The 25,772-nt window shown below is 70.1% G+C and carries 21 protein-coding genes and 1 riboswitch; of the genes, 8 read left to right on the plus strand and 13 right to left on the minus strand.

Annotation, left to right across the window (positions count from 1 at the left end):
- Positions 1-354 precede the first annotated feature (354 nt).
- The gene (locus tag QSK05_RS32610) at positions 355-2,256 is read left to right on the plus strand and encodes an ABC transporter ATP-binding protein (RefSeq protein ID WP_285601251.1); all 1,902 of its coding nucleotides are present in this window, start codon (positions 355-357) and stop codon (positions 2,254-2,256) included.
- Between the two features lie 23 nt (positions 2,257-2,279).
- On the opposite strand, the gene QSK05_RS32615 is transcribed toward QSK05_RS32610, so the two are convergent.
- On the minus strand, positions 2,280-2,759 hold the full coding sequence (locus tag QSK05_RS32615; protein ID WP_285601252.1) for a DUF456 domain-containing protein: 480 nt from the start codon (positions 2,757-2,759) through the stop codon (positions 2,280-2,282).
- 75 nt (positions 2,760-2,834) lie between these two features.
- Positions 2,835-3,062 (minus strand): DUF7455 domain-containing protein, encoded by a 228-nt coding sequence (locus QSK05_RS32620; RefSeq protein ID WP_285601253.1) that lies wholly within the window; start codon positions 3,060-3,062, stop codon positions 2,835-2,837.
- A gap of 402 nt (positions 3,063-3,464) precedes the next feature.
- Between QSK05_RS32620 and QSK05_RS32625 the strand changes: the two genes are divergently transcribed.
- Complete coding sequence (locus tag QSK05_RS32625) at positions 3,465-5,654, plus strand: DNA gyrase/topoisomerase IV subunit B (RefSeq protein WP_285601254.1); 2,190 nt, start codon at positions 3,465-3,467, stop codon at positions 5,652-5,654.
- Positions 5,655-5,706: 52 nt separating this feature from the next.
- A complete protein-coding gene (locus tag QSK05_RS32630) occupies positions 5,707-6,477 on the plus strand; it encodes a GGDEF domain-containing protein (protein WP_285601255.1) in 771 nt (256 codons plus the stop codon).
- Between the two features lie 67 nt (positions 6,478-6,544).
- On the opposite strand, the gene QSK05_RS32635 is transcribed toward QSK05_RS32630, so the two are convergent.
- Positions 6,545-7,072: a CGNR zinc finger domain-containing protein gene (locus tag QSK05_RS32635; RefSeq protein ID WP_285601256.1), complete on the minus strand. Its 528-nt coding sequence runs from the start codon at positions 7,070-7,072 to the stop codon at positions 6,545-6,547.
- 76 nt (positions 7,073-7,148) lie between these two features.
- On the opposite strand from QSK05_RS32635, the gene QSK05_RS32640 reads away from it, so the two are divergent.
- On the plus strand, positions 7,149-8,012 hold the full coding sequence (locus tag QSK05_RS32640) for a class I SAM-dependent methyltransferase (protein ID WP_285601257.1): 864 nt from the start codon (positions 7,149-7,151) through the stop codon (positions 8,010-8,012).
- Between the two features lie 71 nt (positions 8,013-8,083).
- Here the strand turns inward: QSK05_RS32640 and QSK05_RS32645 are convergent, their stop codons facing one another.
- Complete coding sequence (locus QSK05_RS32645; RefSeq protein WP_285601258.1) at positions 8,084-10,624, minus strand: DNA gyrase/topoisomerase IV subunit A; 2,541 nt, start codon at positions 10,622-10,624, stop codon at positions 8,084-8,086.
- A gap of 102 nt (positions 10,625-10,726) precedes the next feature.
- The gene (locus tag QSK05_RS32650) at positions 10,727-11,641 is read right to left on the minus strand and encodes a LysR family transcriptional regulator (protein WP_285601259.1); all 915 of its coding nucleotides are present in this window, start codon (positions 11,639-11,641) and stop codon (positions 10,727-10,729) included.
- A gap of 82 nt (positions 11,642-11,723) precedes the next feature.
- Here QSK05_RS32650 and QSK05_RS32655 point away from each other — a divergent pair, with 82 nt between their 5' ends.
- On the plus strand, positions 11,724-12,956 hold the full coding sequence (locus QSK05_RS32655) for an MFS transporter (protein WP_285601260.1): 1,233 nt from the start codon (positions 11,724-11,726) through the stop codon (positions 12,954-12,956).
- A gap of 170 nt (positions 12,957-13,126) precedes the next feature.
- On the opposite strand, the gene QSK05_RS32660 is transcribed toward QSK05_RS32655, so the two are convergent.
- The 3 genes from QSK05_RS32660 to QSK05_RS32670 all read right to left on the minus strand — a co-directional run bounded on the left by QSK05_RS32660 (position 13,127) and on the right by QSK05_RS32670 (position 16,134).
- The gene (locus tag QSK05_RS32660; RefSeq protein ID WP_285601261.1) at positions 13,127-14,746 is read right to left on the minus strand and encodes an RNA polymerase sigma factor; all 1,620 of its coding nucleotides are present in this window, start codon (positions 14,744-14,746) and stop codon (positions 13,127-13,129) included.
- A gap of 315 nt (positions 14,747-15,061) precedes the next feature.
- Positions 15,062-15,643 (minus strand): HhH-GPD-type base excision DNA repair protein, encoded by a 582-nt coding sequence (locus tag QSK05_RS32665; RefSeq protein ID WP_285601262.1) that lies wholly within the window; start codon positions 15,641-15,643, stop codon positions 15,062-15,064.
- Positions 15,640-16,134 (minus strand): universal stress protein, encoded by a 495-nt coding sequence (locus tag QSK05_RS32670; RefSeq protein WP_285601263.1) that lies wholly within the window; start codon positions 16,132-16,134, stop codon positions 15,640-15,642. The genes QSK05_RS32665 and QSK05_RS32670 overlap by 4 nt, the downstream gene beginning before the upstream one ends.
- 70 nt (positions 16,135-16,204) lie before the next feature.
- On the opposite strand from QSK05_RS32670, the gene QSK05_RS32675 reads away from it, so the two are divergent.
- A complete protein-coding gene (locus QSK05_RS32675) occupies positions 16,205-16,702 on the plus strand; it encodes an NUDIX domain-containing protein (RefSeq protein ID WP_285601264.1) in 498 nt (165 codons plus the stop codon).
- A gap of 202 nt (positions 16,703-16,904) precedes the next feature.
- On the opposite strand, the gene metX is transcribed toward QSK05_RS32675, so the two are convergent.
- The 5 genes from metX to QSK05_RS32700 all read right to left on the minus strand — a co-directional run bounded on the left by metX (position 16,905) and on the right by QSK05_RS32700 (position 23,610).
- Entirely contained in the window at positions 16,905-18,092 is a 1,188-nt protein-coding gene (metX, locus tag QSK05_RS32680) for a homoserine O-acetyltransferase MetX (protein WP_285601265.1), read from the minus strand.
- Positions 18,093-19,409, minus strand: coding sequence for a bifunctional o-acetylhomoserine/o-acetylserine sulfhydrylase (locus QSK05_RS32685; protein WP_285601266.1), 1,317 nt, complete (start codon positions 19,407-19,409; stop codon positions 18,093-18,095). It abuts the gene before it with no gap.
- A 91-nt stretch (positions 19,410-19,500) separates the two neighbouring features.
- Positions 19,501-19,612: riboswitch (SAM riboswitch) on the minus strand.
- Positions 19,613-19,698: 86 nt separating this feature from the next.
- Positions 19,699-20,853: a DUF4192 family protein gene (locus QSK05_RS32690; protein WP_285601267.1), complete on the minus strand. Its 1,155-nt coding sequence runs from the start codon at positions 20,851-20,853 to the stop codon at positions 19,699-19,701.
- 104 nt (positions 20,854-20,957) lie between these two features.
- Entirely contained in the window at positions 20,958-21,815 is an 858-nt protein-coding gene (locus QSK05_RS32695) for a matrixin family metalloprotease (RefSeq protein ID WP_285601268.1), read from the minus strand.
- 136 nt (positions 21,816-21,951) lie between these two features.
- Positions 21,952-23,610: a GGDEF domain-containing protein gene (locus QSK05_RS32700; protein ID WP_285601269.1), complete on the minus strand. Its 1,659-nt coding sequence runs from the start codon at positions 23,608-23,610 to the stop codon at positions 21,952-21,954.
- A gap of 356 nt (positions 23,611-23,966) precedes the next feature.
- Between QSK05_RS32700 and QSK05_RS32705 the strand changes: the two genes are divergently transcribed.
- Together QSK05_RS32705 and QSK05_RS32710 are read left to right on the plus strand one after the other, a co-directional pair.
- Positions 23,967-25,190 (plus strand): pyrophosphate--fructose-6-phosphate 1-phosphotransferase, encoded by a 1,224-nt coding sequence (locus QSK05_RS32705; RefSeq protein ID WP_285601270.1) that lies wholly within the window; start codon positions 23,967-23,969, stop codon positions 25,188-25,190.
- 102 nt (positions 25,191-25,292) lie between these two features.
- The gene (locus QSK05_RS32710) at positions 25,293-25,706 is read left to right on the plus strand and encodes a YccF domain-containing protein (RefSeq protein WP_285601271.1); all 414 of its coding nucleotides are present in this window, start codon (positions 25,293-25,295) and stop codon (positions 25,704-25,706) included.
- Positions 25,707-25,772 lie beyond the last annotated feature (66 nt).

Below are 25,772 nucleotides of genomic sequence, written 5' to 3' on the forward strand. Positions count from 1 at the left end.
CTGAAGGCCCGCAAGCGTCGTCCCGTCGAGAAGCCGCTGCCGAAGAAGCACAAGAAGGAGCTGCAGCCGCAGCCGGAGCAGGGCCCCGAACCGCGGGACTGATCCGGTCGCCGGCGCCGATCTCGCCCTCGGCAGGCCGGGGCCGGTGGACACCTCAGGTGTCCACCGGCCCCGCCGGATTTTGTCTCCCGGTCGGGCGGACCGGTCAAAGGCCGCTCCCAGCAAGCGATCGGCCACCGGTCAGGCCGGACCGGGAGGATGACCAGCAAAAGTTGCTGTCCCGAAAACCGAAGGAGCTCGTCATGGTCAAGGCCCGTCCCGCACGTCACCGGCGTGCAGTGACCTGATCCGCCCATGACCACAACAGATTTCGACGATTCCGAGGCCGGGGACGACTCGGCCCGGCTGAGCTGGCCCGCGGTGCTGCGCCGGTTCTGGCCCCTGACCCGTGGGCGGCGCCTGGCCGTCGGGGGCGCGCTGATCTTCTACACCGCGGCGGTGATCGGCGACGCGGTCGGCGTCGAGCTGCTGGCCACCCTGATCGACGGCGCGGTCGAGAACGGCAGTCTGAAAGAGTTCTGGCACCCGGCCGGACTCTGGGCCGCCATCACCCTGGGCGCCGCCCTGCTCACCTACCTCGGTTCGGTGCTCACCGCGTCCGCCGCCGAGCAGTTCAGCCGGCGCCTGCGCGCCCGCACCCACGACCACCTGCTCACCGTGGCCCCCGAGGAACTCGACCGCCGCCGCCTCGGCGACGTGCTCTCCCGGGTGGTCGACGACACCGAGGAGGTGGAGCACCTGGTGGTCACCGGCCTGCTCGACGCCGCCTGCTCGATCCTGGCGGTGATCGTGTTCGGGGTGGCCGCGTTCCGCCAGAGCTGGCTGCTGGCACTGGTGGTCGTCGCCGCGGCCCCCGTGCTCTGGCTGCTCAACCGCTGGCTGACCGGGCGTACCCACCAGGTGTCGATGCGCACCCGGATCGCCCACGGCGAGCTCACCTCCGCCCTGGAGCAGAGCCTGACGAACTCGGCCCTGGTGCAGGCCTACAACGGGCAGCGCAACGAGCACAGCCGGCTGGCCACCGTCTCGGGCCGGCTGATGCGCGCCCGGCTACGCCAGACCCGGCTGGCCGCGGTGCAGGGCCCGCTCACCGAACTCGTCGAGATGGGAGGGCTTCTCGCCGTCATCGGGATCGGTGTCTACGACATCTCACGGGGCGGGCTGACCACCGGCGGGTTGCTGGCCTTCACCGCGTACCTGACCTACCTGTACCCGCCGATCACCGCGGTCGGGCGGCTCGGCCTCACCGCCGCCTCGTCCGGTACCAGCGCGGCCCGGCTGACAGAACTACTCGACCTGCGGCCCGCCGTGACCCAGGCCCGGGCCGACGGCGCCCTGCTGCTGCCCGCCCAGGCCTGTCTGCCGGCCTCGACCGGGCCGCTGCAGTCGGGTCTGCTGATCGAGGACGTCACCGTGCACTCCCCCGGCCGGGCCGACCGGCTGCACGACGTTCGCCTGTGGATCCCGCCGGGCGCCCTGGTGATGGTCACCGGGCCGAGCGGCGCGGGGAAGTCGACGCTGGTCGAGCTGCTCGTGCGCTTCCGCGACCCGGACCGCGGGAGAGTACTGCTGGACGGGCGCGATCTGCGGGACTATCCGCTCAGCGAACTACGCAACCAGGTGACCCTGCTGCCCCAGGAACCCTTCATGTTCGACGAGAGCGTGCGCGAGAACATCACCTACGGCGTTCCCGACGACCCCGGCACCGGGGCTATCACCCTGGCGGCGCGGGACAGCGGCGCGGCCGAGTTCCTCGATCGTCTGCCCGACGGCCTGGCCACCCAGGTCGGCCAGCGCGGCCGGGCCCTGTCCGGTGGGCAGCGGCAACGGATCGCGCTGGCCCGGGCACTGCTGCGGGAAGGACCGGTCCTGGTGCTCGACGAGCCGACCACCGGCCTGGACCCGGAGGCCGCCGGTCACCTGATCGGCACCCTGCGGCTGCTGACGGCCCGGGGTCGCACCGTGCTGCTCGTCACGCACGACCTGGAACTGACCCGTTACGCCGATCAGGTGATCGAGCTGAGGGCCGGTCAGGTGCACCGCACGGTCGTGGCGCCGGAGGCCGCCACCCGGCCGATCGACCAGGGACGGTCGGGACCGCACCGGAGCCGGGCCGAGCGCATCCGTTCCGAACGCGCCCGATCGCATCGGGCCGAGACGATCAGGGCCGAGACGATCAGGGCGGAGCACAGCTGACGCCGGGCCGGCCCGGAAAAGGCTCAGAGAAAAATGATCCCGGCGATCCAGACCGCGGTGGCGAGAAGGCCGGCGGCCAGTTCGATGAGCATGGACAGGCCTACGGCCTTCACCGCCTGCACGGTGGAGGGCCACGCGGACGCGTGGTTTCCCAACCGCAGGAACTCGGCCAGATAGATGCCCAGGACGAAACCGATGGGCAGGCCGATCACCGGGATGAGGAAGAATCCGAACACACCGAGTAACGCTCCGGCCGCCATGGTGATCCATGGCACACCGCCTTCCCGCAGACGCCGGCCGGGCAGGATGTACTTCACCACCGTGCCCAGCACCAGCACGGCGACGGCGAGACCGAACACGGTCCAGCCGCCGGCGGAGCTCTCGGCGTAGGCCCAGAGCAGCACGCCGACGGCCACGAGGAGCAGCCCGGGCAGCACCGGCACGATCACGCCGGCGAGCCCGCACACGACGAACACCGCGGCCAGGACGGTCGCGGTGTTCATCGGTGGCCCATCAGAATCGGTAGCCCATCAGACAGGTCTAGAAGGGGTGATGAGGGACTCGGGGTGGCCCCTGCCTCAGCGCTCGCCCTCGGGAGCGATGGCAGGGGTGGGCGAGAGATTCTTCGTCTCGTCCTGAATCAGGGCCTCAGCGGCCGCCAGCGCATCCTTGTGCGCGTGACCGTGGTGAGCACAGAAGAGGAGCTCGCCCCCGGCGGGCAGCGTGACCCGCATGTAGGCCCGGGCTCCGCAGCGGTCACAGCGGTCGGCCGCGGTCAGAGTTTCTTGAGCAATGGCAGCACCCACAGGTGACCTCCTTGAACATCCCGTCCGGGACCCTGACGGGAATGGACATCGGTGACACTGAGAGAACAGTCAAGCAGGCTTTACCCTTCCCTGGCACGGTCAGATCGGTCCGTTCGCTGTCCGCGTAGTCACAGCGGGACCACTGGACGCATCACAGCGGTCACCCAGTGCTACCGAGAGCGACGGGTCCGGAGTGACGTGAGAGACCCTGGGTCCGGCGCGTTGGTCACCGCGGCTTGCGGGCATCCGGGTAATCTGCCCGGAAGCGGGCCGAAACCACGCTGTCCGGTGCGGTCCGGGGACCTGTCGTGCCCCGGGTATATTCGAACGGACGTTCGACCGACGACCCAGACTCATGCCCGACCCACCCCCACACGCACCACCGACAGCAAGGAGCCGCCCGTGGCCGTGCAACCCAGCGAGACGGCCCGTTCCCGCGCCGGCAGCAACGGCAAGCGGCCGTCCACCGCGGGCTCACGCTCTTCCGGGGGTTCCGAGTACACCGCGCGCCACCTGTCGGTGCTGGAGGGCCTGGAAGCCGTCCGCAAGCGCCCCGGCATGTACATCGGCTCGACCGATTCCCGCGGTCTCATGCACTGCCTGTGGGAGATCATCGACAACTCGGTGGATGAGGCCCTGGGTGGTCACTGCCACCACATCCTGGTGATCCTGCACTCCGACGGCTCGGTCGAGGTCCGCGACGACGGCCGGGGCATCCCGGTCGACGTCGAGCCGAAGACCGGGCTGACCGGTGTCGAGGTGGTCTTCACCAAGCTGCACGCGGGCGGCAAGTTCGGCGGCGGCTCCTACACCGCCTCCGGTGGTCTGCACGGTGTCGGCGCGAGCGTGGTCAACGCCCTGTCCGCCCGTCTCGACGTCCAGGTCGACCGCGGTGGCTCGATCCACGCGATGAGCTTCCGTCGCGGCGAGCCCGGTGTCTTCGCCGACCCCGAGGGCATCGACCCCGACTCCGAGTTCACGCCTCACCTGGACAGTTCCGGGCTCCAGGTGGTGGGCAAGGTGAAGCGCGGCGTCACCGGTTCCCGGGTGCGCTACTGGGCCGACCGGCAGATCTTCCTGAAAGACGCCGCGTTCTCCTACGACGAGCTGGTCACCCGGGCCCGCCAGACCACCTACCTGGTGCCGGGCCTGGAGATCGTGCTGCGCGACGAGCGCGGCCTGCCCGGTACGCCGGGCGAGGAGAGCCCGGTCGAGGAACGCTTCCTGCACGAGGGCGGCATCGGCGAGTTCGTCGACTTCCTCGCCACCGACCCCCAGGTCACCGACGTCTGGCGACTTGAGGGCACCGGCCACTTCAAGGAGACCGTGCCGGTTCTCGACGCCCAGGGCCACATGGCGCCGACCGAGGTCGAGCGGGAGTGCGCGGTCGACGTGGCGATGCGCTGGGGTACGGGGTACGACACCGAGCTGCGGTCGTTCGTCAACATCATCGCCACGCCCAAGGGCGGCACCCACATCACCGGGTTCGAGCAGGCGATGCTCAAGACCTTCCGCGGTGTGATCTCCGAGAACGCCCGCAAGCTCAAGTTCAACGAGAAGAACGACAAGATCGAGAAGGACGACGTGCTCGAGGGCCTCACCGCCGTCGTCACCGTCCGCCTCGCCGAGCCGCAGTTCGAGGGCCAGACCAAGGAGGTCCTGGGCACCAACGCGGTCCGCGCCATCGTCGCCCGGGTCGTCGAGCGCGAGCTCACGGCGCAGCTCAACTCCGCCGGCCGGGCCGAGAAGGCGCAGTCGGCCCTGGTTCTGGAGAAGGTCGTGGGTGCCATGCGCACCCGGGTCACGGCCCGCCAGCACCGCGAGACGCAGCGCCGCAAGAACGCGCTGGAGACCTCGTCGCTGCCGACGAAGCTGAAAGACTGCCGCAGCGAAGACGTCGACCGCTCCGAACTCTTCATCGTGGAGGGTGACTCGGCGCTCGGTACCGCGAACTTCGCCCGCAACAGCGAGTTCCAGGCGCTACTGCCGATCCGCGGCAAGATCCTGAACGTTCAGAAGGCATCCATCGCCGACATGCTGAAGAATGCCGAGTGCGGGGCGATCATCCAGGTGATCGGGGCCGGCTCGGGCCGCACGTTCGAGCTGCCGGCCGCGCGCTACGGCAAGATCATCCTGATGACCGACGCCGACGTCGACGGCGCGCACATCCGCACGCTGCTGCTGACGCTGTTCTTCCGCTACATGCGCCCGCTGGTCGAGGCCGGCCGGGTCTACGCCGCGGTGCCGCCGCTGCACCGGGTCGAGGTCATCGGCTCCGGCCGGCAGAAGAACGAGATGGTCTACACCTACTCCGAGCAGGAGCTCCACACCCTGCTGGCCGACCTGAAGAAGCGTGGTCGCAGCTGGAAGGAGAACATCCAGCGGTACAAGGGTCTGGGCGAGATGGACGCCGACCAGCTGGCCGAGACCACGATGGACCCGCGGCGGCGCACGCTGCGCCGGGTCCGGATGGCCGACCTCGCCGTCGCCGAGAAGGTGTTCAACCTGCTCATGGGTAACGACGTCGCGCCGCGTAAGGACTTCATCGTCGAGGGCGCCGCCCAGCTCGACCGGGAGCGCATCGACATCTGAAACTTCACCCTGTGGGCTCAAGGCGGAGCGGAAACGGCCCGAAGATCTGGCCATGAAGCGCCCGAGGTTGTCACCAGCCACTCCCTCCAGCCTCAGCCCACGGGGGAAGTCCATCAGTACGCAATTCACCTCCCACCTGCCGAACCTGCAGGTGCCGAGCTCATTGCATCACCTGCCCGGCCTGACCGGCAGTCGCAACGCGTCGCGGCGTCGCCACCGCCGGATCCTGGTCGGTTCCGGTGTGGCGCTCGCCCTGATCGCCGCGGCCGGTGCTGCCTACGCCGCGCGCAGCCGCCTGCGTCAGCTGCTGGGCAAGCCGCCGGCCGAGAACTCCGAACGCGGCCTGGACACGCTGACCGGTCTGCCCAACCGGGCCGAGGCCCAGTGGTGGCTGAACACCCGGCTGGCCCGGGCCCGGAACCGGAACCACCGGCTGGCCGTGATGATCCTCGACATCAACGGTTTCGCTGAACTCAACGAGATCCACGGCCGTGAGGTCGGCGACCACGTGCTGCAGGTGACCGCGGCCCGCATGCAGTCGCAGCTGCGCACCGGCGACATGGTCTGCCGCGTCGCGAACGACACCTTCATGGTGATCATGGACGCGATCGGTCCCGACCACCTGATCACCCGTATCGGTGAGCGCGTCGTGAACGCGGTCAGCGAGACGGTCAGCTTCCACGGCGAACCGATCACCATCTCGGCCAGCATCGGGTTCGCCATCTCACAGGACAAGGACAAGACGCCGGATCTGCTGCTGGACCGCGCCGATCGGGCGCTGGTGCAGGCGAAGGCCTCCAACCGCAACGTGGTTCAGTTCTGACGAAGCACGGTGGTGGACGTTCACGCGCTCGGGCCGTGAACGTCCACTGTCGTGGTTTGTAGCTTTCCTAAACGTCTTTCGCGGCCTGCTGACGCCGGCGCAGTGCCGCGACATTCATCCGGGTACTGCATCGCGTCGAGCAGAACCGCCGGGACCGGTTCGCCGACGTGTCGATGAAGGCGTTGTCGCAGTCGGTGGCCGCACAGCGGCCGATCCGGGTGGCACCGTGCTCGGAGACCAGCATGGCCAGACCGAACAGTGCCTCGGCACAGACGGTCTCGCTGGCGGAACCGGACTCGTCGTAGACGTGCAGATGCCAGCTGCTCTCGTCGTGCCCCGAGATCATCGGCCGGATCGGGTGTTTCGCGAGAAGATCGTTCAGCGCGGCCACCGCTGCCGGGCCGTCGCCCGCCGCCGACGCATTGACCATCCCGGTCAGGCCCGTCCGCAGACCGGCGAGCACGCCGACATCGTCCGCCGTCAGCCGGTCGGCCACCCACGGGCGGTCCCCCACATAGGTGCGCACGTCGTCCTCCGTGTCGATCGGGGTGTTCACCAGATCCACGGCCCGTTGTGCGTAAGCGGCAAAGTCCACTTGTGCAGCTTACAGCCGCCGGGTTAGCGTAATGAGCAGATCGCCAATCAGCCCATTACAAGAACAGGGGACGCCCATGACCAGCACCTCGACGCAGCCGGACTGGCAGGAGTGGCAGGACCAGTGGGACGCGCAGCAGGAGGCGTACCTGCCCGACCGGGAGCAGCGGTTCGCCGCGATGCTCGACGCGGTCGAGGCAACCCTGCTGCCGATCGCCCCGACCCGGTCGGCCGACCGTCATGACGAGAGCATCGAGGTGCCCCGGGACCAGATCGCCCCGCGCATCCTCGATCTGGCCGGCGGCACCGGCTCGATCAGCCGGCGGGTGCTGTGGCGGTTCCCGAAGGCGTCCACCGTGGTGCTCGACGTGGACGCGGCCCTGCTGGCCATCGCCCGCGGAACCTTCGCCGACGACCCGCGGGTGCGGATCGCGTCCGTCGATCTGGGCTACCGGAACTGGCCCGCGGCACTGGCCTCCGAGCTCGGCGAAGAGGTCACGGGGTCTTTCGACGCCGTTCTGACCGCAACCGCACTGCACTGGCTGACGCCGGAACGGGTGACCGGCGTCTACGCCGAGGCCCGGGACCTGCTGCGGCCCGGCGGGCTCTTCGTCAACGCGGACTACATGCCCGACGAGGGCCTGGCCTCCCTGACCGACGGCCTGGCCCGGGTGGAACGGCGCGAGCGCACCGCCCGCTGGGAGGGTGGGGTGCCGAGCTGGGAGAAGTGGTGGGAGCTGATGCGCGCCGACCCGGACCTGGCCGGGCCGACCGCCCAGCGCGATGCCTTCTACGCCGAGCGCCGCGGCGACAACCACACCGAGTCGCTCAGGCCGTCGGCGTGGCACCTGGAGGCGCTGCGCACGGCCGGCTATCCCGAGACCGGGCTGGTGTGGCGGGGTTTGCTGGACGCAGCGGTCACGGGCCGCAACGCGTCCTGAGCTCTCTCAGCCCCGGTTCGTGATCATGCGAACCTTCCCGGGGGAAGGTTCGCATGATCACGAAGGAGGAGTCAGTCCTCGGAGGGTGTTGCCTCGCTGCTGGTCTCACCCGTTGCCGCGGCCTCGACGTCCGCACCGAACAACGGCCGGGGACCGCTGATCGCGGCCACGGCGGCCTTGAGCGGCAGACCCGAACCGTCGCGGCGGGAGTCGGGGGCGGGCAGCTCGACCGCCGCACCGGTGGAACCCGCGGCCAGGGCGGGCGACGGACCGGCCCAGGCAAGCAGCAGGGTGTCTTCACCCCGCACGAAGCGGTGGCAGCGGACGCCCGCGGTGGCCCGGCCCTTGGCCGGGTACTCGGCGAACGGGGTCAGCTTGGCCGCCCCGGTCTGGGTGCCGGGCAGCGCCGAACTGGCACCGGAGACCGTCACCACGACGTTGCCCCACTCGCCGTCCTTGACGGTGAGATCGATGGCGCCGAACCAGATCACCTTCGCCCCGGCGGGCAGGTTGATGCCGGCCATACCGCCGGCCGCGCGGCCCTGCGGGCGCACCAGCTTGGCGCCGAACCGCAGCAGCTGCGCCTCGGAGCTGATGAACACCAGGTCGACCTCGTCGGTGGGCAGCTCGACCACGCCGACGACCTCGTCGCCGTCACGCAGGCCGATGACCTCCCACTCGTCCTTGTTGCCGGGGTAGTCGGTGACGACGCGCTTGACCACACCCTTCGCCGTACCGAGCGCCAGGCCGGCGGTCTCGGTGGCCAGCGAGGTCAGGGCCAGCAGCCGCTCCCCCTTGGCCAGGGTCACGAACTCGGTGGCCGGGGCCCCGCCCGACAGAGTGGGCGCGGACGACGTGGGCGGCAGCGCGGGCATGTCGACCACGGGCACGCGGATCATCCGGCCCTGGCTGGTGATCGCTGCGACCTCACCGCGCACGCTGGTCCGCACGGCCGACACGAGCACGTCGTGGGCCTGACGCTGTGACGGGTCGGACGGGATCAACGGCTCGGTGTTGGTGGTGCGGGCGAGCAGGCCGGTGGAGGAGAGCAGCACCCAGCACGGCGCGTCGGCGACCTCGAGCGGCGTGGCCGAGGTGGTGACCGCGGTGCCCGAACCCTCCAGCAGCACCGTGCGACGGGGTGTGCCGTAGGTCTTGGCGACCTGGGCGAGCTCGCCGGAGATCAGCTTCCGCAGCACCTTGTCGTCGGCCAGGATCACGCTGAGCTCGTCGATCTCGCCCTGCAGCTCGGCCTTCTCCTTGTCGAGCTCGAGCTTGGAGTACTTGGTCAGGCGGCGCAGCGGCATCTCGAGGATGTAGTCGGCCTGGGTCTGGGTCAGCTCGAACGCCGCGATCAGACGCTCTCGGGCCATCGCCGTGTCGTCGCTGGAACGGATGATCCGGATCACCTCGTCGATGTCGACGATGGCGATCAGCAGACCGTCGACCAGGTGCAGCCGGTCCTGGCGCTTCTTGCGGCGGTGGGTGGTGCGGCGCCGGACCACGGTGATGCGGTGCTCGACGTAGACCGAGAGCAGCTCGACCAGGCCCAGGGTGCGCGGCTGACCGTCGACCAGCGCGACGTTGTTGATGCCGAACGACTCCTCGAGCGGGGTCAGCCGGTAGAGGTGCTCGAGCACGGCCTCGGGGTTGAAGCCCGTCTTGATCTCGATGACCAGGCGCAGGCCCTGCGTGCGGTCGGAGAGGTCGACCACGTCGGAGATGCCCTGCAGCTTCTTGGCCTGCACGAGCTCCTTGATCTTGCCGATCACCTTCTCCGGGCCGACCAGGTACGGCAGCTCGGTGACCACGACGCCCTGCTTGCGGGCGGTGACGTTCTCGATCGCGATGGTCGCGCGGGTCTTGAAACTGCCGCGGCCGCCCTTGTAGGCGTCGCGGATGCCCTCCAGCCCGATGATGCGCCCACCGGTGGGCAGGTCAGGACCGGGGATGAACCGCATCAGGTCGTCGAGCGTCGCGTTCGGGTGCATCAGCAGGTGCCGCGCCGCCGCGATCACCTCGATCAGGTTGTGCGGCGCCATGTTCGTCGCCATGCCGACCGCGATCCCGCTCGCACCGTTCACCAGCAGGTTCGGGAACGACGCGGGCAGCACCTCGGGCTGGCTGAGGCTGTTGTCGTAGTTCGGGACGAAGTCGACCGTGTCTTCGTCGAGACCGTTGGTCAGCTCGGTGGTCAGCGGGGCGGGCCGGGCCTCGGTGTACCGGGCGGCCGCCGGGCCGTCGTCCAGGGAGCCGAAGTTGCCGTGCCCGTCGACCAGGGGTGCCCGCATGGTGAAGCCCTGGGCCAGCCGCACCAGCGCGTCGTAGATGGCCGTGTCGCCGTGCGGGTGCAGCTTGCCCATCACGTCGCCGACCACGCGCGACGACTTCACGTGCGGACGCTCGGGCCGCAGGCCCATGTCCTGCATCGTGTAGATGATCCGCCGCTGCACCGGCTTCAGCCCGTCACGCGCGTCGGGCAGGGCACGCGAGTAGATGACGGAGTACGCGTACTCGAGGAACGCGCCCTGCATCTCCTGCTCGACGTCGATGTCGACGATCCGCTCGGTGAAGTCCTCAGGCGGCGGGGTGTTGCGCGAACGACTGGCCATGCCCGCATTGTCCCCCGTCCGGACACCTGTTCGTACACCGGGCACGCGGGATGCGGTGAGAATTACTCCGGAGTGGCTCCGGTGAGGCCCTGTTCGGTGTTTTCAATCCGATTCGACCGGGTTCTGGCCCTGGCTCGGCTCCCGGAGAAAGCCCAGGAAGCGGGCCACCGCGGGGCTGTGCCGCCCGTGTGAGGGCCAGGCGATGCCGATCTGCCGCTCCGCCCCCGGATCCGTCAGTGGCAGATGCTCGGTGCCGGGCGTGGTGCCCGTGGTCGGCTGCGGGATCACCGCCACCCCCAGACCGGCCGCCACGAGGGCCCGGGCGGTGGCCACCTCACCGGTCTGGAGCGCCACGGACGGCACGAAACCGGCCTGACGACAGAGATGTTCGGTCAGCAGCCGGAGCTCCGCCCGGGGCCAGAAGGTGATGAACGGCTCGTCGGCGGCCTGGACCAGGGCGACGCGTCCCAGCCCGGCGAGCGGATGATCGTCGGCCACCACCAGGCACAGCCGCTGCCGTTCGATCGGCGTCCAGGTCACGTCCTTCCAGTCCGGCACCGTGTCCGGACGGGTGCGCCCGGTGAGCGCCAGGTCGACCCGGCCCTCCGCCAGCCACTCGGCGATGTCGTTCGAATGCCCCTCCTGCAGCACAAATCTCACCTGGGGCGCCTGGGCCCGGTAACGATTGAGGACGAGGGGCACCACCGACTCCCCCAGCGACGCCACGAAACCCATCCGGATCAGGCCCCGCTCGGGATGGTTCAGCTCGGTGATGCGCTCGCGGGCCGTGTCGATCTCGTGCACCACCCGCTGCGCGTGGCCGACGGCCAGCCGTCCGCTCGCGTTCAGCCGTAGCCGCCCACCGACCCGGTCGAACAGCGGCGCCCCCAGATCCACCTCCAGCCGGGCCAGGGCCCGGGACACCGTGGGCTGCGGCACCCTCAGCTGGGCGGCGGCCAGCGAGACGTTCTCGGTCTCCGCGAGCACCGTCAGCCAGCGCAGGTCACGGTCGTCCATGGCGGAACTATACGTCTGACGCATATCCGCGCTCCGGTATATGCATTTCACAGATGAGTGCCGCGAATCGACCATGGAGGTTGTGTCCCCGGCCCCCAGTTTCACCCGCGCCGCCCTGACAGCCGCGGGCATCGCCTCGCTCGGCACCCTGCCGATGCAACTGCTCAGCAACCAGTCCGTGCTGATCCGTGCCGACCTGCACTTCGGTGATGCCGCGCAGGGACTCCTGATCTCCGCGTCCTCCGCCACCGCCGCCCTCGCCTCCGTGGCCATCACCAGATTCGGCGAGCGCCGGGGCCGGCGGGCCCTCACCCTGCTGGCCGCGACCGGAACTGCGGTCTGCGCCCTCGGTGCCGGTGCGGTCGCGGACTCGTACTGGGTGCTGCTCGCGTTCATCTGTGTCGGCGGCATCGGCAACGCCGGGCTCACCACGGCCGCGAACTTCAGCCTGTCGGAGACCGTCCCGCCCGGTCGGCAGGGCCTCGGATTCGGGATCAAGCAGTCCGCTCCCCCGGCCGCCGCCCTGATCGCCGGCCTGGCCGTGCCGGCTGTCGGCCTCTGGCTGGGGTGGCGCTGGAGCTACGCGATCCTCGGCGTCCTGGCGCTGGTCCTGATCCTGGTGGCCACCCGGATCCCGCGCCCGTCCGCGTCCTCCATCGCGAAGGTGACGGCCGCGCACGGTGACCCGGACGCCGCACCCCGCCTCGCCCTCCTGCTCACCGCCGTGGCGATGTGCACGGCCAACGGCGCGGCGATGTCGCTGGTCGCCTTCCTGCCGCAGTGGGCCCACGCATCGGGATTGAGGACGTCGGCGGCGGGTTTTCTGGTGGCCGCCGGCAGTGCGCTGGCGATCGCGGGGAGGTTGTTCGTGGGGTTCGGGGCCGATCGCCGGGTCGGCCGGAACCTGCCGGTCGTGACCGGGCAGATGGCGCTGGGCGCTATCGGTTTCGCCGTGCTGGCGCTGGGCACCGGGCCGTCGGTGGTGGTCGGTGGGCTGCTGGCCTTCGCGATCGGCTGGTCGTGGCCCGGCCTGCTGATCTTCGCGGTGGTGCGCCTGGGCCGGGACCGCCCGAACAGCGCCGCGGCGGTGGTGCAGGCGGGCGCTTTCGCCGGTGGAGGTTTCGGCCCCCTCTTCTTCGGCCTGGTCGCGAGCGCCTGGGGCTACCCGGTGGCGTGGTGGGTGATGGCCGTCGGGATGTCCGTCGGCGCGATGCTGCTGTTCGTGGCGAGGCGCCTGTTCGTGAGCGACCTGGCCCTCCGCCCGATGCCCCAGGACGCCCACCCCGCATCCATGCCCGCGCCCACGCCCACATGACCCCCCTTTTTCTTCCGTGATCATGCAAAACCTCCCCGGAGTTCTAGAACTGTTGACCTGAGAGTTCTAGAACGCTGGGGAGGTTTTGCATGATCACGGAAGGTTTTTTTGGGGGGACGACGCAAGAAACCCCCGGTCGTGATGACCGGGGGTTTCTTGGCTGACTGAGATCAGTCGAGGTAGTCGCGCAGGACCTGCGAACGGCTCGGGTGACGCAGCTTCGACATGGTCTTGCTCTCGATCTGCCGGATGCGCTCACGGGTGACCCCGTAGACCTTGCCGATCTCGTCGAGGGTCTTCGGCTGACCGTCGGTGAGACCGAAGCGCATGGAGACCACGCCGGCCTCACGCTCGGACAGGGTGTCGAGCACCGAGTGCAGCTGTTCCTGCAGCAGGGTGAACGAGACCGCGTCGGCCGGGACGACCGCCTCGGAGTCTTCGATCAGGTCACCGAACTCGCTGTCACCGTCTTCACCGAGCGGCGTGTGCAGCGAAATCGGCTCGCGCCCGTACTTCTGGACCTCGATGACCTTCTCCGGGGTCATGTCGAGTTCCTTGGCCAGCTCCTCCGGGGTGGGCTCGCGGCCCAGGTCCTGGAGCATCTGGCGCTGCACACGGGCCAGCTTGTTGATGACCTCGACCATGTGCACCGGGATACGGATGGTGCGGGCCTGGTCGGCCATGGCGCGGGTGATGGCCTGACGGATCCACCAGGTGGCGTACGTGGAGAACTTGTAGCCCTTGGTGTAGTCGAACTTCTCGACCGCGCGGATCAGACCGAGGTTGCCCTCCTGGATCAGGTCCAGGAACTGCATGCCACGACCGGTGTAGCGCTTGGCCAGGGAGACGACCAGTCGCAGGTTGGCCTCGAGGAGGTGGTTCTTGGCCCGGCGGCCGTCCTCCGCGATCCACTGCATCTCGCGGCGGGCCTTGGTCTCCATCTTCTCGCCGGAGTTCAGCTGCTCCTCGGCGAACAGACCGGCCTCGATGCGCTTGGCGAGCTCGACCTCCTGCTCGGCGTTGAGCAGCGCGACCTTACCGATCTGCTTCAGGTAGTCCTTGATCGGGTCGGCGGTGGCGCCGGCCGTCATGACCTGCTGCGCGGGCGCGTCGTCGTCGTCGTTGTTGGAGAGGACGAACGCGCCCTCCTCCTCCTTCGCCGGCGTCGCGGGAGCAGCTTCCTTGGCAGCCGGTGCCGCACTGCCCTTGGCGGCGGCGGGGCTCGCGGAGTCGTCCGTCTCGTCGTCCGAGTCGTCGATGACCTCCACCTCGACCTCAACCTCTTCGAGGTCACCGTCGACGAGCTCGACGTCTTCGATCTCCTCGTCGCCGTCGGCGCCGTCTTTCGGCTTGGCCGCGGTCTTCTTGGCCGTCGCCTTCTTGGCGGCGGCCTTCTTCGCCGGCTTGGCGGGCTTCACCGCGGGAGCGGCCGCGTCGGCCCCACCCTCGGCGGCACCCACGGTGGCGGTCGTGGTGGTGGTGGTCTTGACCACGGCGGGCTGTACCCGGGCCGGGGTCTTGGCGGTGGCCGCGGTGACCCGCGAGGCCGTGGCCGCGACGGCACGCCGCGAGCTCTTGGCCTCCTGCGGGACCTCGATCACGACCCCCGCGTCGTCGAGCGCGCGGAGGACGGGGCGCATACGCGCCATCGGGACGGCCGCCTCCTCGCAGGCGACCCGCACGGCGGCGGCGTCGACCGAGCCCCGCGTGGCGCCGAGGCGGAGCAGCTCTTGGAGTGCGGGGTGACCGAACTCGGGCGGGAGAGGCCGGGGGGACGGAACCGACGACACGGACTACCTTTCGTCGTGGGCGTATGCGGGCTCGACTGAGCCACGCTGCGCTGTTAACTACGGCTTGAAAATACGTCTGATGAGTGAGTGGGCGACCCAAGTACTCAACGCAGGAAGGGCCCCGATGATGCCCGGTTAGCGTCGGTGATGTTGTGCGTCAAGCCCAGTCAACTGTTCATTGTTGCATACCTACGGGCAGGATGGCTAAACCCGCCGCAACATCCAGGGTAAGGCCTGCTGGCCGTCTGACCACCTGAATAGTGAAGGGTGCCGACCGTATGAAGTCTCTGTGACTACTCCAGGTTCACCGGACGGTCACCCTTGGGCAGCTTTTGCAGCCGCTTTGACCGACTTCTTGTGGTCCCTGACCTTCAGCAGAGAGTCGTCGTCGGTGACGTCGGCCACCGAGCGGAAGCCCTCCAGGCCGTAGTCCCCGGCCGCCTTGCGCCACCCCTCCGGTCGTACCGCCGCCTGCTTGCCCAGCAGCGCGACGAAGATCTTCGCCTTCTGCGGTCCGTAACCCGGCAGGGCGTTCAGCCGCTTGTACAGCTCGGTGCCGGTGGTCACATCGCGCCAGACGGCCGAGGCGTCGCCCCCGTACCCCTCGACCACGGCCCGGGCCAGGTCCTGCACCCGGGCGCCCATCGACTTCGGGTAGCGGTGCACCGCGGGCGGCCCGGTCATGATCTCGGTGAAGCGCTCCGGGTCGGTCGCGGCCACGAGCTCCGGGTCGAGACCGTCGGTGCCGAGGCGGTCGGCGATCAACCGCGGGCCGGCGAAGGCCTTCTCCATCGGCACCTGCTGGTCGAGCAGCATGCCGGTGAGCAGTGCGAACGGGTCACGACCGAGCAGGTCGTCGGCTGCTTCCTGCTGAGCCAGACGGATCCGCAGGGTCACCGGATGCCCTGGTGCTCGTCGACACTGCTCATGGAGAGAGTGAAGACCTCACCGTCGTGACCGGAGTCGTCTAGCGGGGAACGCTGGTCGACCTTCACCGCCAGGACCGGGCAGGAGGAGTCGAGCAGGATGCGCTGGGCGCTGCCCCCGAGGATGCGCTTGCCCACCCCGGTACGGCGGCGCAGGCCGATGACGATCAGCTGGGCACCCGTCTCCTCGGCCACGGAGAGAATGTCGTCGGCCGGCTCGTAGGCGTCACGGATCCAGCGGATCTCGAGTTCGCCCCCGTCGAGCCCCAGTTCGGCGCAGACCCGGCGGACCTCGGCCTCCGGGGCGACCGGGGCCGGACGGCGATTGCCGAAGGGATCCACCGACGGTTGCTCGGAACTCACCACGATCAACCGGGTTCCGCGCACGCGGCACTCCTCGACGGCGCGCCGCAGCGCGGCCCGGCCCTCGGTCGTGGGCACAAATCCGACCAGTACTGGCATAGGAAACCTCCTGCCCGGGACGTTACCCCACCGGGCACCCGGACGACACCGGCAACGTACGGTGATCCCCATGGCCGGCGGCGATGGCAATGGATGGGTGACCTGCGGGTGCGGCCATCAGCACTGGGGCGTGTACGGAGCAGCCGGTCTGGCGCTGGTGCGCCCCGGTGCGCAGGGGCCGCAGATCCTGTTGCAGTTGCGGGCCGAATGGACGCACGAGGGCGGCACCTGGGGTCTGGTCGGGGGTGCCCGCGACAGTCACGAGACGGTGTCCGAGGCCGCCCTGCGTGAGGCCGCCGAAGAGGCGGAGATCGACCCCGCCCTGGTGACCGTCTCCGGCGAGTTCGTCGGCACGGACCACGGCGACTGGTCGTACACCTACGTGATCGGGCTCGCCGACCCGTCGTTGACCGTCGCCGATGTGACCCCGGAGAGCGACGCCCTGGAATGGGTCGACCTGGACGACGTGGCGTCCCGCACCCTGCACACCGCCTTCGCCCGCACCTGGCCGACGCTGCTCCAGGAGATCCGCGCCCGGCCGGCGCTCGTGACGGACCGGCCCCGCTGACCCGTCGGGCGCCCCGTCCACCGACCGTCAGCCGGTCAGCCGATCCGGTCAGCCGATCCGGTCAGCCGATCCGGTCAGCCGATCCGGTCAGCCGATCCGGTCAGCCGATCCGGTCAGCCGATCCGGGGAAGATCCGTGCGCCCAGAGCGCACGGATCTTCCCCGGTCTGCCGGATGTCTCGGCCGGTGGACCCCGCCTGGGCTCAGTGGGTGGCGAGGGCCTGCTGCGCCGGTTCGCCCAGCAGCTCGACGAGGATCTCCCCCACCCGCTCGACCTCGACCAGGAAGCCGTCGTGCCCGTACGGCGAGTCGATGACGCGCAGCGGGGCGCAGTCCGGGATGCCGGCGGCGATCTCGGCGTTCTGCCCCGGGGTGTAGAGCCGGTCGCTGGAGATGGCGGCGACGGCGGTGCGGGCGGTGACCCGCCCCAGCCCGGCGGCCACCCCGCCCCGGCCGCGACCGACGTCGTGCGAGTTCATCGTCTGGGTGAGCACCAGGTACGAGTTGGCGTCGAACCGATGGGTGAGCTTGTCCGCGTGGTGGTCGAGGTAGGACTCGACCGCGAAGCGCCCACCACCGCCGAGCGGATTCTCCCCCGGCTGGGGCAGACGGCCGAAGCGCAGGTTGATCTCCGCCTCCGACCGGTAGGTGGTGTGCGCGATCCGGCGGGCCACCCCGAGACCGTTGTGCGGGCCCTCGCCGGGCCCGGCACCGTAGTAGTCGCCGCCGTGGAAGTTCGCGTCACACCGGATCGCCATCATCTGCGCCGAGCACCAGGCGATCTGGTCACCGGTCGCGGCGGCGGTGGAAGCCAGGACGAACAGCCGTTCCACCCGCTCCGGCTCCATGATCGCCCACTCCAGGGCGCGCATGCCGCCCATCGAGCCGCCGACCACGAGGGCCCAGCGATCGATGCCGAGCAGGTCGGACAGCATCACCTCGGCGGAGACCTGGTCGCGCACGGTGATGTAGGGGAACCGGCTGCCGTACGGGCTGCCGTCGGCGCTGTGCGGGTCGGCACTGGAGGGGCCGGTGCTGCCCTGGCAGCCCCCGAGCACGTTGGGGGCCACCACGAACCAGCGGTCGGTGTCGAGCTCTCGCCCGGGACCGATCAGACCGTTCCACCAGCCCGGGGTGGGGTGGCCGGGACCGGCGTCTCCCGTGACGTGGCTGTCGCCGGTGAGGGCATGCAGGACCAGCACGGCGTTGTCACCCGAGGGCGAGAGCGTGCCCCAGGTCTCGTAGGCCATCTCGACGTCGTCGAGACGGCCGCCGCGTTCGAGCGTCACACTCCCGATCCGGGTGAACCTGCGGCCCCCGCGGGAATCTCCGGCCCGCCAGGCCCCGGATGCCGGCGGCACGGCGGGCACGGAATCCTCCTGCGTACTCATTCAGCCGACCTTAACCGCCCGGAATCCGGCCTCCAGGTCGGCGAGAATGTCGGTGATGTTCTCCAGGCCCACGGCCAGACGCACCAGCCCCGGCGTGACGCCGGTGGCCAGCTGCTCCTCCTCGGAGAGCTGGCTGTGGGTGGTGCTGGCCGGGTGGATGACCAGGCTGCGTACGTCTCCGATGTTGGCGACCAGGCTGTGCAGTTCGAGAGCGTCGACGAAGCGGCGCCCGGCCTCGACCCCACCGTTGATCTCGAAGGCCACGACAGCCCCGGCACCCTTCGGCGCGTACTTCTGGGCCAGCTCGTACCAAGGGCTGCTGGGCAGACCGGCGTAGGCGACCGACGCCACCTCGTCACGCCCCTGGAGCCAGGTAGCGACCGCCTGGGCGTTCTCCACGTGCCGCTCGATCCGCAGGCTGAGCGTCTCCAGGCCCTGGGCGATCACCCAGGCGTTGAACGGCGAGGCGGCCGGGCCGAGGTCACGCAGCAGCTGCACCCGGGCCTTGAGGATGTAGGACAGGTTCGCCCCGAGCGGGCTGCCGACGCCGAGGTCACGCCCGTAGACCAGCCCGTGGTAGCTGGGGTCGGGCTGGTTGAAGCCCGGGAAACGCTCCGGCTGGGCCGTGTAGTCGAAGTTGCCGCTGTCGACGATCACGCCGGCGATCGCGCCCCCGTGCCCGCCGATGTACTTCGTGGCCGAGTGCACGACCACGTCGGCACCCCACTCCAACGGGCGGATCAGGTACGGCGTGGCCACCGTGTTGTCGACGATCAACGGCACACCCACCTCGTGCGCCACCCCGGCCACACCCTCGATGTCGAGGATGTCCTGCTTGGGGTTGGAGATGGTCTCGCCGAAGAAGGCCTTCGTGTTCGGGCGCACCGCGGCGCGCCAGGAGGCGAGGTCGTCGGGGTTCTCGACGAAGCTGACCTGGATGCCGAGCTTCGGGAACGTGTAGTGGAACAGGTTGTAGGTGCCGCCGTAGAGGCTCGGGCTGGACACGATGTGGTCACCGGCCTCGGCCACGTTCAGCAGCGCGAGGGTCTCGGCGGACTGCCCGGACGCCACCAGCAGGGCCCCGACACCGCCCTCCAGGTTGGCCAGGCGCTGCTCCACCACGTCGGTGGTGGGGTTGTTGAGCCGGGTGTAGATGTTCCCGAACTCCTTGAGCCCGAACCGGTTCGCGGCCTGCTCGGTGTTCTCGAACACGTACGACGTGGTCTGGTAGATCGGCAGCGCCCGCGCACCGGTCGCGGGGTCGGGGCTCTGCCCCGCATGAATCTGACGAGTTTCGAACGACCAGTCGGCGCTCATGGGTACTCCTCCAGGCTCAGGGGCACAGGCCATCGACCCGTGCCCGGGCGGACCCGGAGGTCCGCCGGCAATGAGACGGGTCGACTGGTGTCGACCGCGCTTGCTGTCGCAACTGCGACGGCCTGGTCATCACCCGGGGCACCCCACCGCGGAACGAGGGTTGCCGACCAGCAAGCCGGGGCTTGTCGCTGGTACTCATGACCTAGGACTGCACAGTAATTGAGCGGACCGGGGTTGGCCCAGACCGTCTCAGGATCTGGACCGTTCAGGGGATGTCGTGCGGGACACATCATTCCGCGTCAGCCCGCACCGGAGCCTCCACCCACGGCGGGGCAATGCCTGCGGTACAGAGCATCTCGACCAGCCCGGCCAGACGGGGCAGGGGCTCGGGCAGTTCCGGGCCCTCCTCACGCAGCCGTTCCATCAGCAGCCGGGTCCGCACCCCGTTGCCCCGGTACCAGGCCAGCAGGGCCAGAACCGCCAGCAGGGGTGCGCGCTCGGAGGCTGTGCCCCGCCGGGCCAGCACTGCGAGAATCTGCTCGCCCCGGGCCAGCAGCACCCGGTCGGGCAGTTCGCTGAACAATTCCTCCCAGTAGCCGGACAGGTCGGGCGGAGACTGCCCCGCCAGCAACTGGTTCAGGAACCGCTGCCGGGTCGGGCCCGGTGCCGCCGCCAGCCGGACGAAGATCGCGTCGCGCAGGAACGAGTCGTGCAGCGGCCCCAGTGCCAGCTGATCGGTGTTCCAGCCCTTCGCTTCTCCCAGCAGGGCGTTCCAGGTACGCCACCAGATCCGGCGGGCCCGCTCACCGTGCTCGCCCGGCACCTCCGGCTCGCCCCCTTCCCCGACCGGCACGGCCTGCCCCACGTCACCGATCACGTCGGCCTCGCTCGTGGCCAGCCGGTCTCCGCGCAGCACGTGGGCCATCGCCACCCGGCTGGCCTCCACCTCGCTCAACGGCCGCCCGCCCGGTGGGCAGCACGACCCGTCCGGGCAGAGCATCGACCGGAAAGCGGTGGGCGTGACCCCGATGAGGTCGTACAGCCACAACCCGGCCCGCGCGATCCGCTGCGGCAGGGCCCGGACCACCATCGGGGGCGGCACCGCGAGCGCGTCCGGCACCGCGATCAGGGCGACCACCCGGACCGGCAGGCCGTCCTGCGCGTCCTTCTCCGGTTCTCCCGGCGCACCGCCGAAAGCGGCCGACGCCGGCCCGGTCAGGGCCTCGATCGCGGCGTCGAGCACAGCGGTCACCCCGGCTGCCTGATCACCACCGAACCAGACCGGGGCCATGTCGATGCGCAGCATCGAGCCGACCCGCCCCCGCGGGCCCTGCAGGGCCACCAGGACGAGGCTGTTGAGCGGCCGGAAGCCGAGGGTGTACCAGACAGCCGCGATCAGGTCGGCGGGCCCGGCTTCGTTCACGGTGAGGTCGGAGGAGGACATGCCACGACCCTGCCCGGGAGCCCCGGCCCACCGGACGGTCCCGACCACCCCTGTGGACAACCCCGGGGTCGTGCCTGCTGTGGACAGCAGGACCGGAGCATCGTTCAGAAATCGCGGAAGCACGGGCCGCCGGAGAGCTGCGCCAGCCCGCGCCGGTCACCGACCTCGAACCCGGCGGTGTGCGGCTGCGCGGTCGGGGTGCGGTACATCAGCTCAGCCGGGTCGTCCACGTGGTCCAGGCCGATCACGTGCCCGAACTCATGCAGCACCACGGCATCGATGCGGGCCTGCCCGTCGGCCCAGGTGGCCACCTCGGACAGGTGCTCACGATTGAGGTAGACCACTCCGCTGACGTAGCGCCGGGTGCCCGGCCCGGCCCCCGACACGGTGTCCGGGCCGCCGAGCCCGGCGTAGCCCTTCATGTGTGGGTACTCGGTCGGGTCGGTCCAGGCCACCAGCACCGGCGACCAGCGGTCCCCGTAGCGCCCGCGGTCCTGGGCCGGCCGGTTCACCGTCGGCGCCTCGTCGGTCGGGCCGTCGTAGGTGAACCGCAGCCCGGTGATCCGTCCGGCCTCGGCGACGGCCCGGTCGATCGCCTTCTGCCCGCCGGGCGGGGCACCCTCGCCGCGCACCACGTAGTGCACCGGCCGGCACGGGTCCCAGCGCACCGGGACGGCGGATCCGTCGTCCTGGTACTCCAGCAGCTCGTAGCCACCGGTGCCGGAGGGCGCCGGGGCCGGGGCGGCCAGCGGGGCGCTGGCCAGGTCCTGCGGCAGGGCCGGGTGCATGCCCTCTCCACCACCGCGCATCCAGCGTCCGGTGGAGTCGGAGGCGAAGACCAGGGAGATGCCGAACATCAGCACCAGACCGACGGTGAGGGCGGCCACCAGGAGGGTCGATAGGCGTGGCGCGCCGGAGGCGCCCGGAGCGCCCGCCGACGGCTCCCGACGGGCCGTGTCCATACCAAGGAGTTCGTCCGGGAGCCCGGGCCGCTACATCGGCCCAAAGGGTGGAACACCGATCACCGACGGGGAGAACGCGTGCCCCGGGCCTGACAACCGAACCGGGCGGACACGCGTCCTCACTGCTGTGAACGGCCTATCCGACCACCGCGGCATTGCCGCCCGCGCGCTTGGCCGCGTACATCGCCTCGTCCGCGCGGCGCAGCCATTCGTGCTCGTCGATCGGCGCGGTGCGCACGGCCACCCCGATACTCGCGCTGATGCGCGCCCCCGCCGACTGCGGGCAGTGGCGGATCGTCTCCTGCAGGCGCTCCGCCAGGGCCACGGCGCGCCCCTCCTCCAGGGCCGCGATCACCACGAACTCGTCGCCGCCCCACCGGGCGACCACGTCTTCCAGCCGGGCCGCGGTGCGCAGCGCCGTCGAGACCTCACGCAGCACGACGTCACCGGCCAGGTGCCCCTGCGAGTCGTTGACCTCCTTGAAACCGTCGAGGTCGATGAGCAGCAGCGCCACGGGCTCCCCGACCGGCAGGGAGGCAGCCTCGGAGATCGCGTCGGCTCCGCCGCGGCGGTTCACCAGGTTGGTCAGCGAGTCCAGCCGCGCGGCCCGGGCGAGTACCTTGCGCTCGTCCGCGCCCCGCAGCAGATCGACACGGGCCCGGAAGAGCGCGTCGAGCAGGGTGGAGGTCTCGTCCGCCCGCCGGCCGGCCAGGGTCAGGTACTCGATCGTCCCGCTGCCCGGGTCGTTCAGCGGCGGGTGCTCGGCCAGCGCCACCTCGTAGGCCAGCACCTGCCGTTCGGAGTCGACGACGTGCCCGCGCACGACCGCCAGGGCCCGGGCCCCGATCGCCGCGCCCTCGACGGCCCGGTCCTGGCGGGCCAGGGCCCGGACCATGCCGATCGCCCAGAAGACCTGAGCGGACGCGGCTTCGGGGCCTCGTTCGAGAATGCCCGGGATGGCGGTGAGTTGGGCCTGGGCCAGGGCGGGGTCACCGAGCATCGCCTCGTACAGGGCGACGAGCACCTGGCGTTCCAGCTCGACCACCCGGTACGTGCGGCCGCCGTCGGCAACGGCGGCCCGGCTGATGGTGGCCACCGCCTCGGCCAGGTCGTCCCGCCCGGGGGCGAAGGGCGGGCGGTGCGCGGCCCGCACCCCGCGCTCGGCGTGCTCGAAGGCCAGGTTGCTCAGCCGGGAGACCTGCTGGTGGCGGGGCAGGAACCGCTCCACGGTGTCGAGGCGCTGCCGGATCTCCCGGGCTCCCTCGCGAACCCCGATCATGCGGTGGGCCAGCATCAGCGCGGCCAGCGCGGTCTGCACCTCCGGGTCGAGCAGGTCGTCCAGGGCCGAGGCAGCTGCCGCGCCGTGGGCCAGCTGCTCCACGGCCTGCTCCAGCTGACCCTCACGACGCAGCAGCTCGACCAGCAGCGCGCGGGCCTGTACGGCCCCGGCGACCTGCCCGGTGCGGCGGCACAGCGCGATCAGCTCACGGGCGACCGTGACGGCGATGGAGGTCTCCCCCAGCGTCATCAGGCACAGGCCCTGCACGTAGAGGGCCGCCGCGTGGGCGTGGGGTTCGGGTACGGACCGCAGCGCCTGCTCGACCTCGGCGAGAACATCCTCGGCAAAGCCGTCCTGAGCCCGGACGACCCAGTCCTGCCGGGCCTCGAGCACGGCATCGGCGGTCCACCGCACGTGGGCGCTCGCGCCGGAACCGGCGAGCGGGACCAGGCCCGGGCCGGACATCGACGGGGCCGGGTGTGCGTGGTGGGCGTCGGACGAACTGATGGTGCCCACCTCCTGGTACGGGTGTGTCTGCTTCGTAGGGCTAACGTCACTTCCTGTCGCTACGGCACGCACAGTGCGACGTACCGGGCTTTCCGTAGTATTCCGCTCACGGCTGTGTCGCGCTTCCCTCCACGCCGATGTTTCGACACCGAGCGCCAGAATCGGGGTTCCACCCGCCGATAAACGACAAAGTATTCGTCGTCGTTTCATCGGTGCGAAGAGTTCAGCTGAGACTATTGTCACGATTCGCTACTGATCCATCGCGCGACGTGTCCGGTCCGAAGGGCCCGGAGCCATGCCGGACGAAGGTCCCCGGCTAGTGTTGAAGACGGAATAGCCACTCGGTTTCCTCGGGAGCGCCCAGCATGTCCGTACGTCGTGTCGCACTGCTCACCGCAGGTGGTCTGGCCCCCTGCCTGTCCTCCGCCGTCGGCGGCCTGATCGAGCGCTATACCGAGATCGCGCCGGACGTCGAGATCATCGGCTACCGCAACGGTTACGCCGGCCTTCTGAGCGGCGACCACATCGAGGTCACACCGCAGATCCGCGAGCGCGCCCACCTGCTGCACCAGTTCGGCGGCAGCCCGATCGGCAACAGCCGCGTCAAGCTCACCAACGTCGCCGACTGCGTGAAGCGTGGCCTGGTGCAGGAGGGCCAGGTGCCGCTCCAGGTCGCCGCGGAGCAGCTGACGAAAGACGGCATCGACGTGCTGCACACGATCGGCGGCGACGACACCAACACCACCGCCGCCGACCTGGCCGCGTACCTGCACGAGAACGGCTACGAGCTGACCGTGGTCGGCCTGCCGAAAACCATCGACAACGACGTGGTGCCGATCCGCCAGAGCCTGGGTGCCTGGACCGCGGCCGAGCAGGGCGCGATCTACGCGCGCAACGTCGTCGCCGAGCACTCCTCGAACGAGCGCATGCTCATCGTGCACGAGGTGATGGGCCGGAACTGCGGCTGGCTGACCGCCGCCACCGCCTCCGAGTACCACGAGTGGGTGACCACCCAGAAGTACGCGGGTTTCGGCAACGACCCGAAGGCCTGGGACGTGCACGCCGTGTTCGTGCCGGAGCTGAGCTTCGACATCGAGGCCGAGGCCGCCCGCCTGCGCCGGCAGATGGACGAGGTCGGCGCCGTGAACATCTTCCTGTCCGAAGGGGCCGGGGTCGAGACCATCGTCGAGGAGCTCATCGCCCGCGGCGAGGAGCCCGACCGGGATGCGTTCGGTCACGTCAAGCTGGACACGATCAACCCGGGTCAGTGGTTCGCGAAGCAGTTCGCCGAGAAGGTCGGCGCGAACAAGGTGCTCGTGCAGAAGAGCGGGTACTTCGCCCGCTCGGCCGCGGCCAACACACAGGACCTGCGCCTGATCAAGGGCTGCGTCGACCTGGCCGTGCAGAGTGCCCTGGAGGGCACCAGCGGCGTCATCGGCCACGACGAGGAGCAGGGCAACCGGCTGCGGGCGATCGAGTTCCCGCGCATCAAGGGCGGTAAGCCGTTCGACACCGAGCAGGCCTGGTTCGGCGAGCTGCTCGGCGCGATCGGCCAGGAGAAGGGCAAGCCGGTGGCTACCAGCCACTAGGGTTTTCTGCGTTCGATGCAACCCCCGCCGGTCCGGCAGCGTCTGGACCGCGGGGGTTTCGTCCGTTTCCCCCGCCGCACGGAAGCCAAGGGAGAGTCACCCATGGGCGCCATCCGCCTCGTCCTCAATGTGCTCTGGTTCGTTCTCGCCGGGTTCTGGCTGTCGCTGGGCTACGCGCTCGCCGGCGTGCTCATGTTCCTGCTCATCGTCACGATCCCGTTCGGGGTCGCGTCGTTCCGCCTGGCCGGGTTCGTACTCTGGCCGTTCGGGCGCACGATCGTGAAGCAGCACGACGCCGGCACGCCATCGCTGATCGGCAACGTGCTCTGGTTCGTGCTCGCCGGGGTGTGGATCGCCATCGGTCACGTGGTCACCGGGATCACCCTCTGCCTGACCATCGTCGGCATCCCGTTCGGCTGGGCCAACATCAAGCTGGCCCTGGTCGCGCTGGCACCGCTGGGCAAGGAGGTCGTCTCCTCCGACGACCCGCGCGCCCTGCCGGTGGCCTGGGCATAGACGAAGCACAGACGAGGCACGGACGAGCCGTAAAGGATTTGGTGCGCGGGCTCCGGATGGAAGAAC

It is taken from the genome of Kineosporia sp. NBRC 101731 (assembly GCF_030269305.1).
GTDB lineage: Bacteria > Actinomycetota > Actinomycetes > Actinomycetales > Kineosporiaceae > Kineosporia.

What these genes read in the sequence shown, in the direction of transcription:
- QSK05_RS32610 (WP_285601251.1), top strand. Translation starts at nt 355, where the DNA reads ATGACCACAACAGATTTCGACGATTCCGAGGCCGGGGACGACTCGGCC.
- QSK05_RS32615 (WP_285601252.1), bottom strand. Translation starts at nt 2,759, where the DNA reads ATGAACACCGCGACCGTCCTGGCCGCGGTGTTCGTCGTGTGCGGGCTC.
- QSK05_RS32630 (WP_285601255.1), top strand. Translation starts at nt 5,707, where the DNA reads ATGAAGCGCCCGAGGTTGTCACCAGCCACTCCCTCCAGCCTCAGCCCA.
- QSK05_RS32640 (WP_285601257.1), top strand. Translation starts at nt 7,149, where the DNA reads ATGACCAGCACCTCGACGCAGCCGGACTGGCAGGAGTGGCAGGACCAG.
- QSK05_RS32645 (WP_285601258.1), bottom strand. Translation starts at nt 10,624, where the DNA reads ATGGCCAGTCGTTCGCGCAACACCCCGCCGCCTGAGGACTTCACCGAG.
- QSK05_RS32650 (WP_285601259.1), bottom strand. Translation starts at nt 11,641, where the DNA reads ATGGACGACCGTGACCTGCGCTGGCTGACGGTGCTCGCGGAGACCGAG.
- QSK05_RS32670 (WP_285601263.1), bottom strand. Translation starts at nt 16,134, where the DNA reads ATGCCAGTACTGGTCGGATTTGTGCCCACGACCGAGGGCCGGGCCGCG.
- QSK05_RS32675 (WP_285601264.1), top strand. Translation starts at nt 16,205, where the DNA reads ATGGCCGGCGGCGATGGCAATGGATGGGTGACCTGCGGGTGCGGCCAT.
- metX (WP_285601265.1), bottom strand. Translation starts at nt 18,092, where the DNA reads ATGAGTACGCAGGAGGATTCCGTGCCCGCCGTGCCGCCGGCATCCGGG.
- QSK05_RS32685 (WP_285601266.1), bottom strand. Translation starts at nt 19,409, where the DNA reads ATGAGCGCCGACTGGTCGTTCGAAACTCGTCAGATTCATGCGGGGCAG.
- QSK05_RS32690 (WP_285601267.1), bottom strand. Translation starts at nt 20,853, where the DNA reads ATGTCCTCCTCCGACCTCACCGTGAACGAAGCCGGGCCCGCCGACCTG.
- QSK05_RS32695 (WP_285601268.1), bottom strand. Translation starts at nt 21,815, where the DNA reads ATGGACACGGCCCGTCGGGAGCCGTCGGCGGGCGCTCCGGGCGCCTCC.
- QSK05_RS32705 (WP_285601270.1), top strand. Translation starts at nt 23,967, where the DNA reads ATGTCCGTACGTCGTGTCGCACTGCTCACCGCAGGTGGTCTGGCCCCC.
- QSK05_RS32710 (WP_285601271.1), top strand. Translation starts at nt 25,293, where the DNA reads ATGGGCGCCATCCGCCTCGTCCTCAATGTGCTCTGGTTCGTTCTCGCC.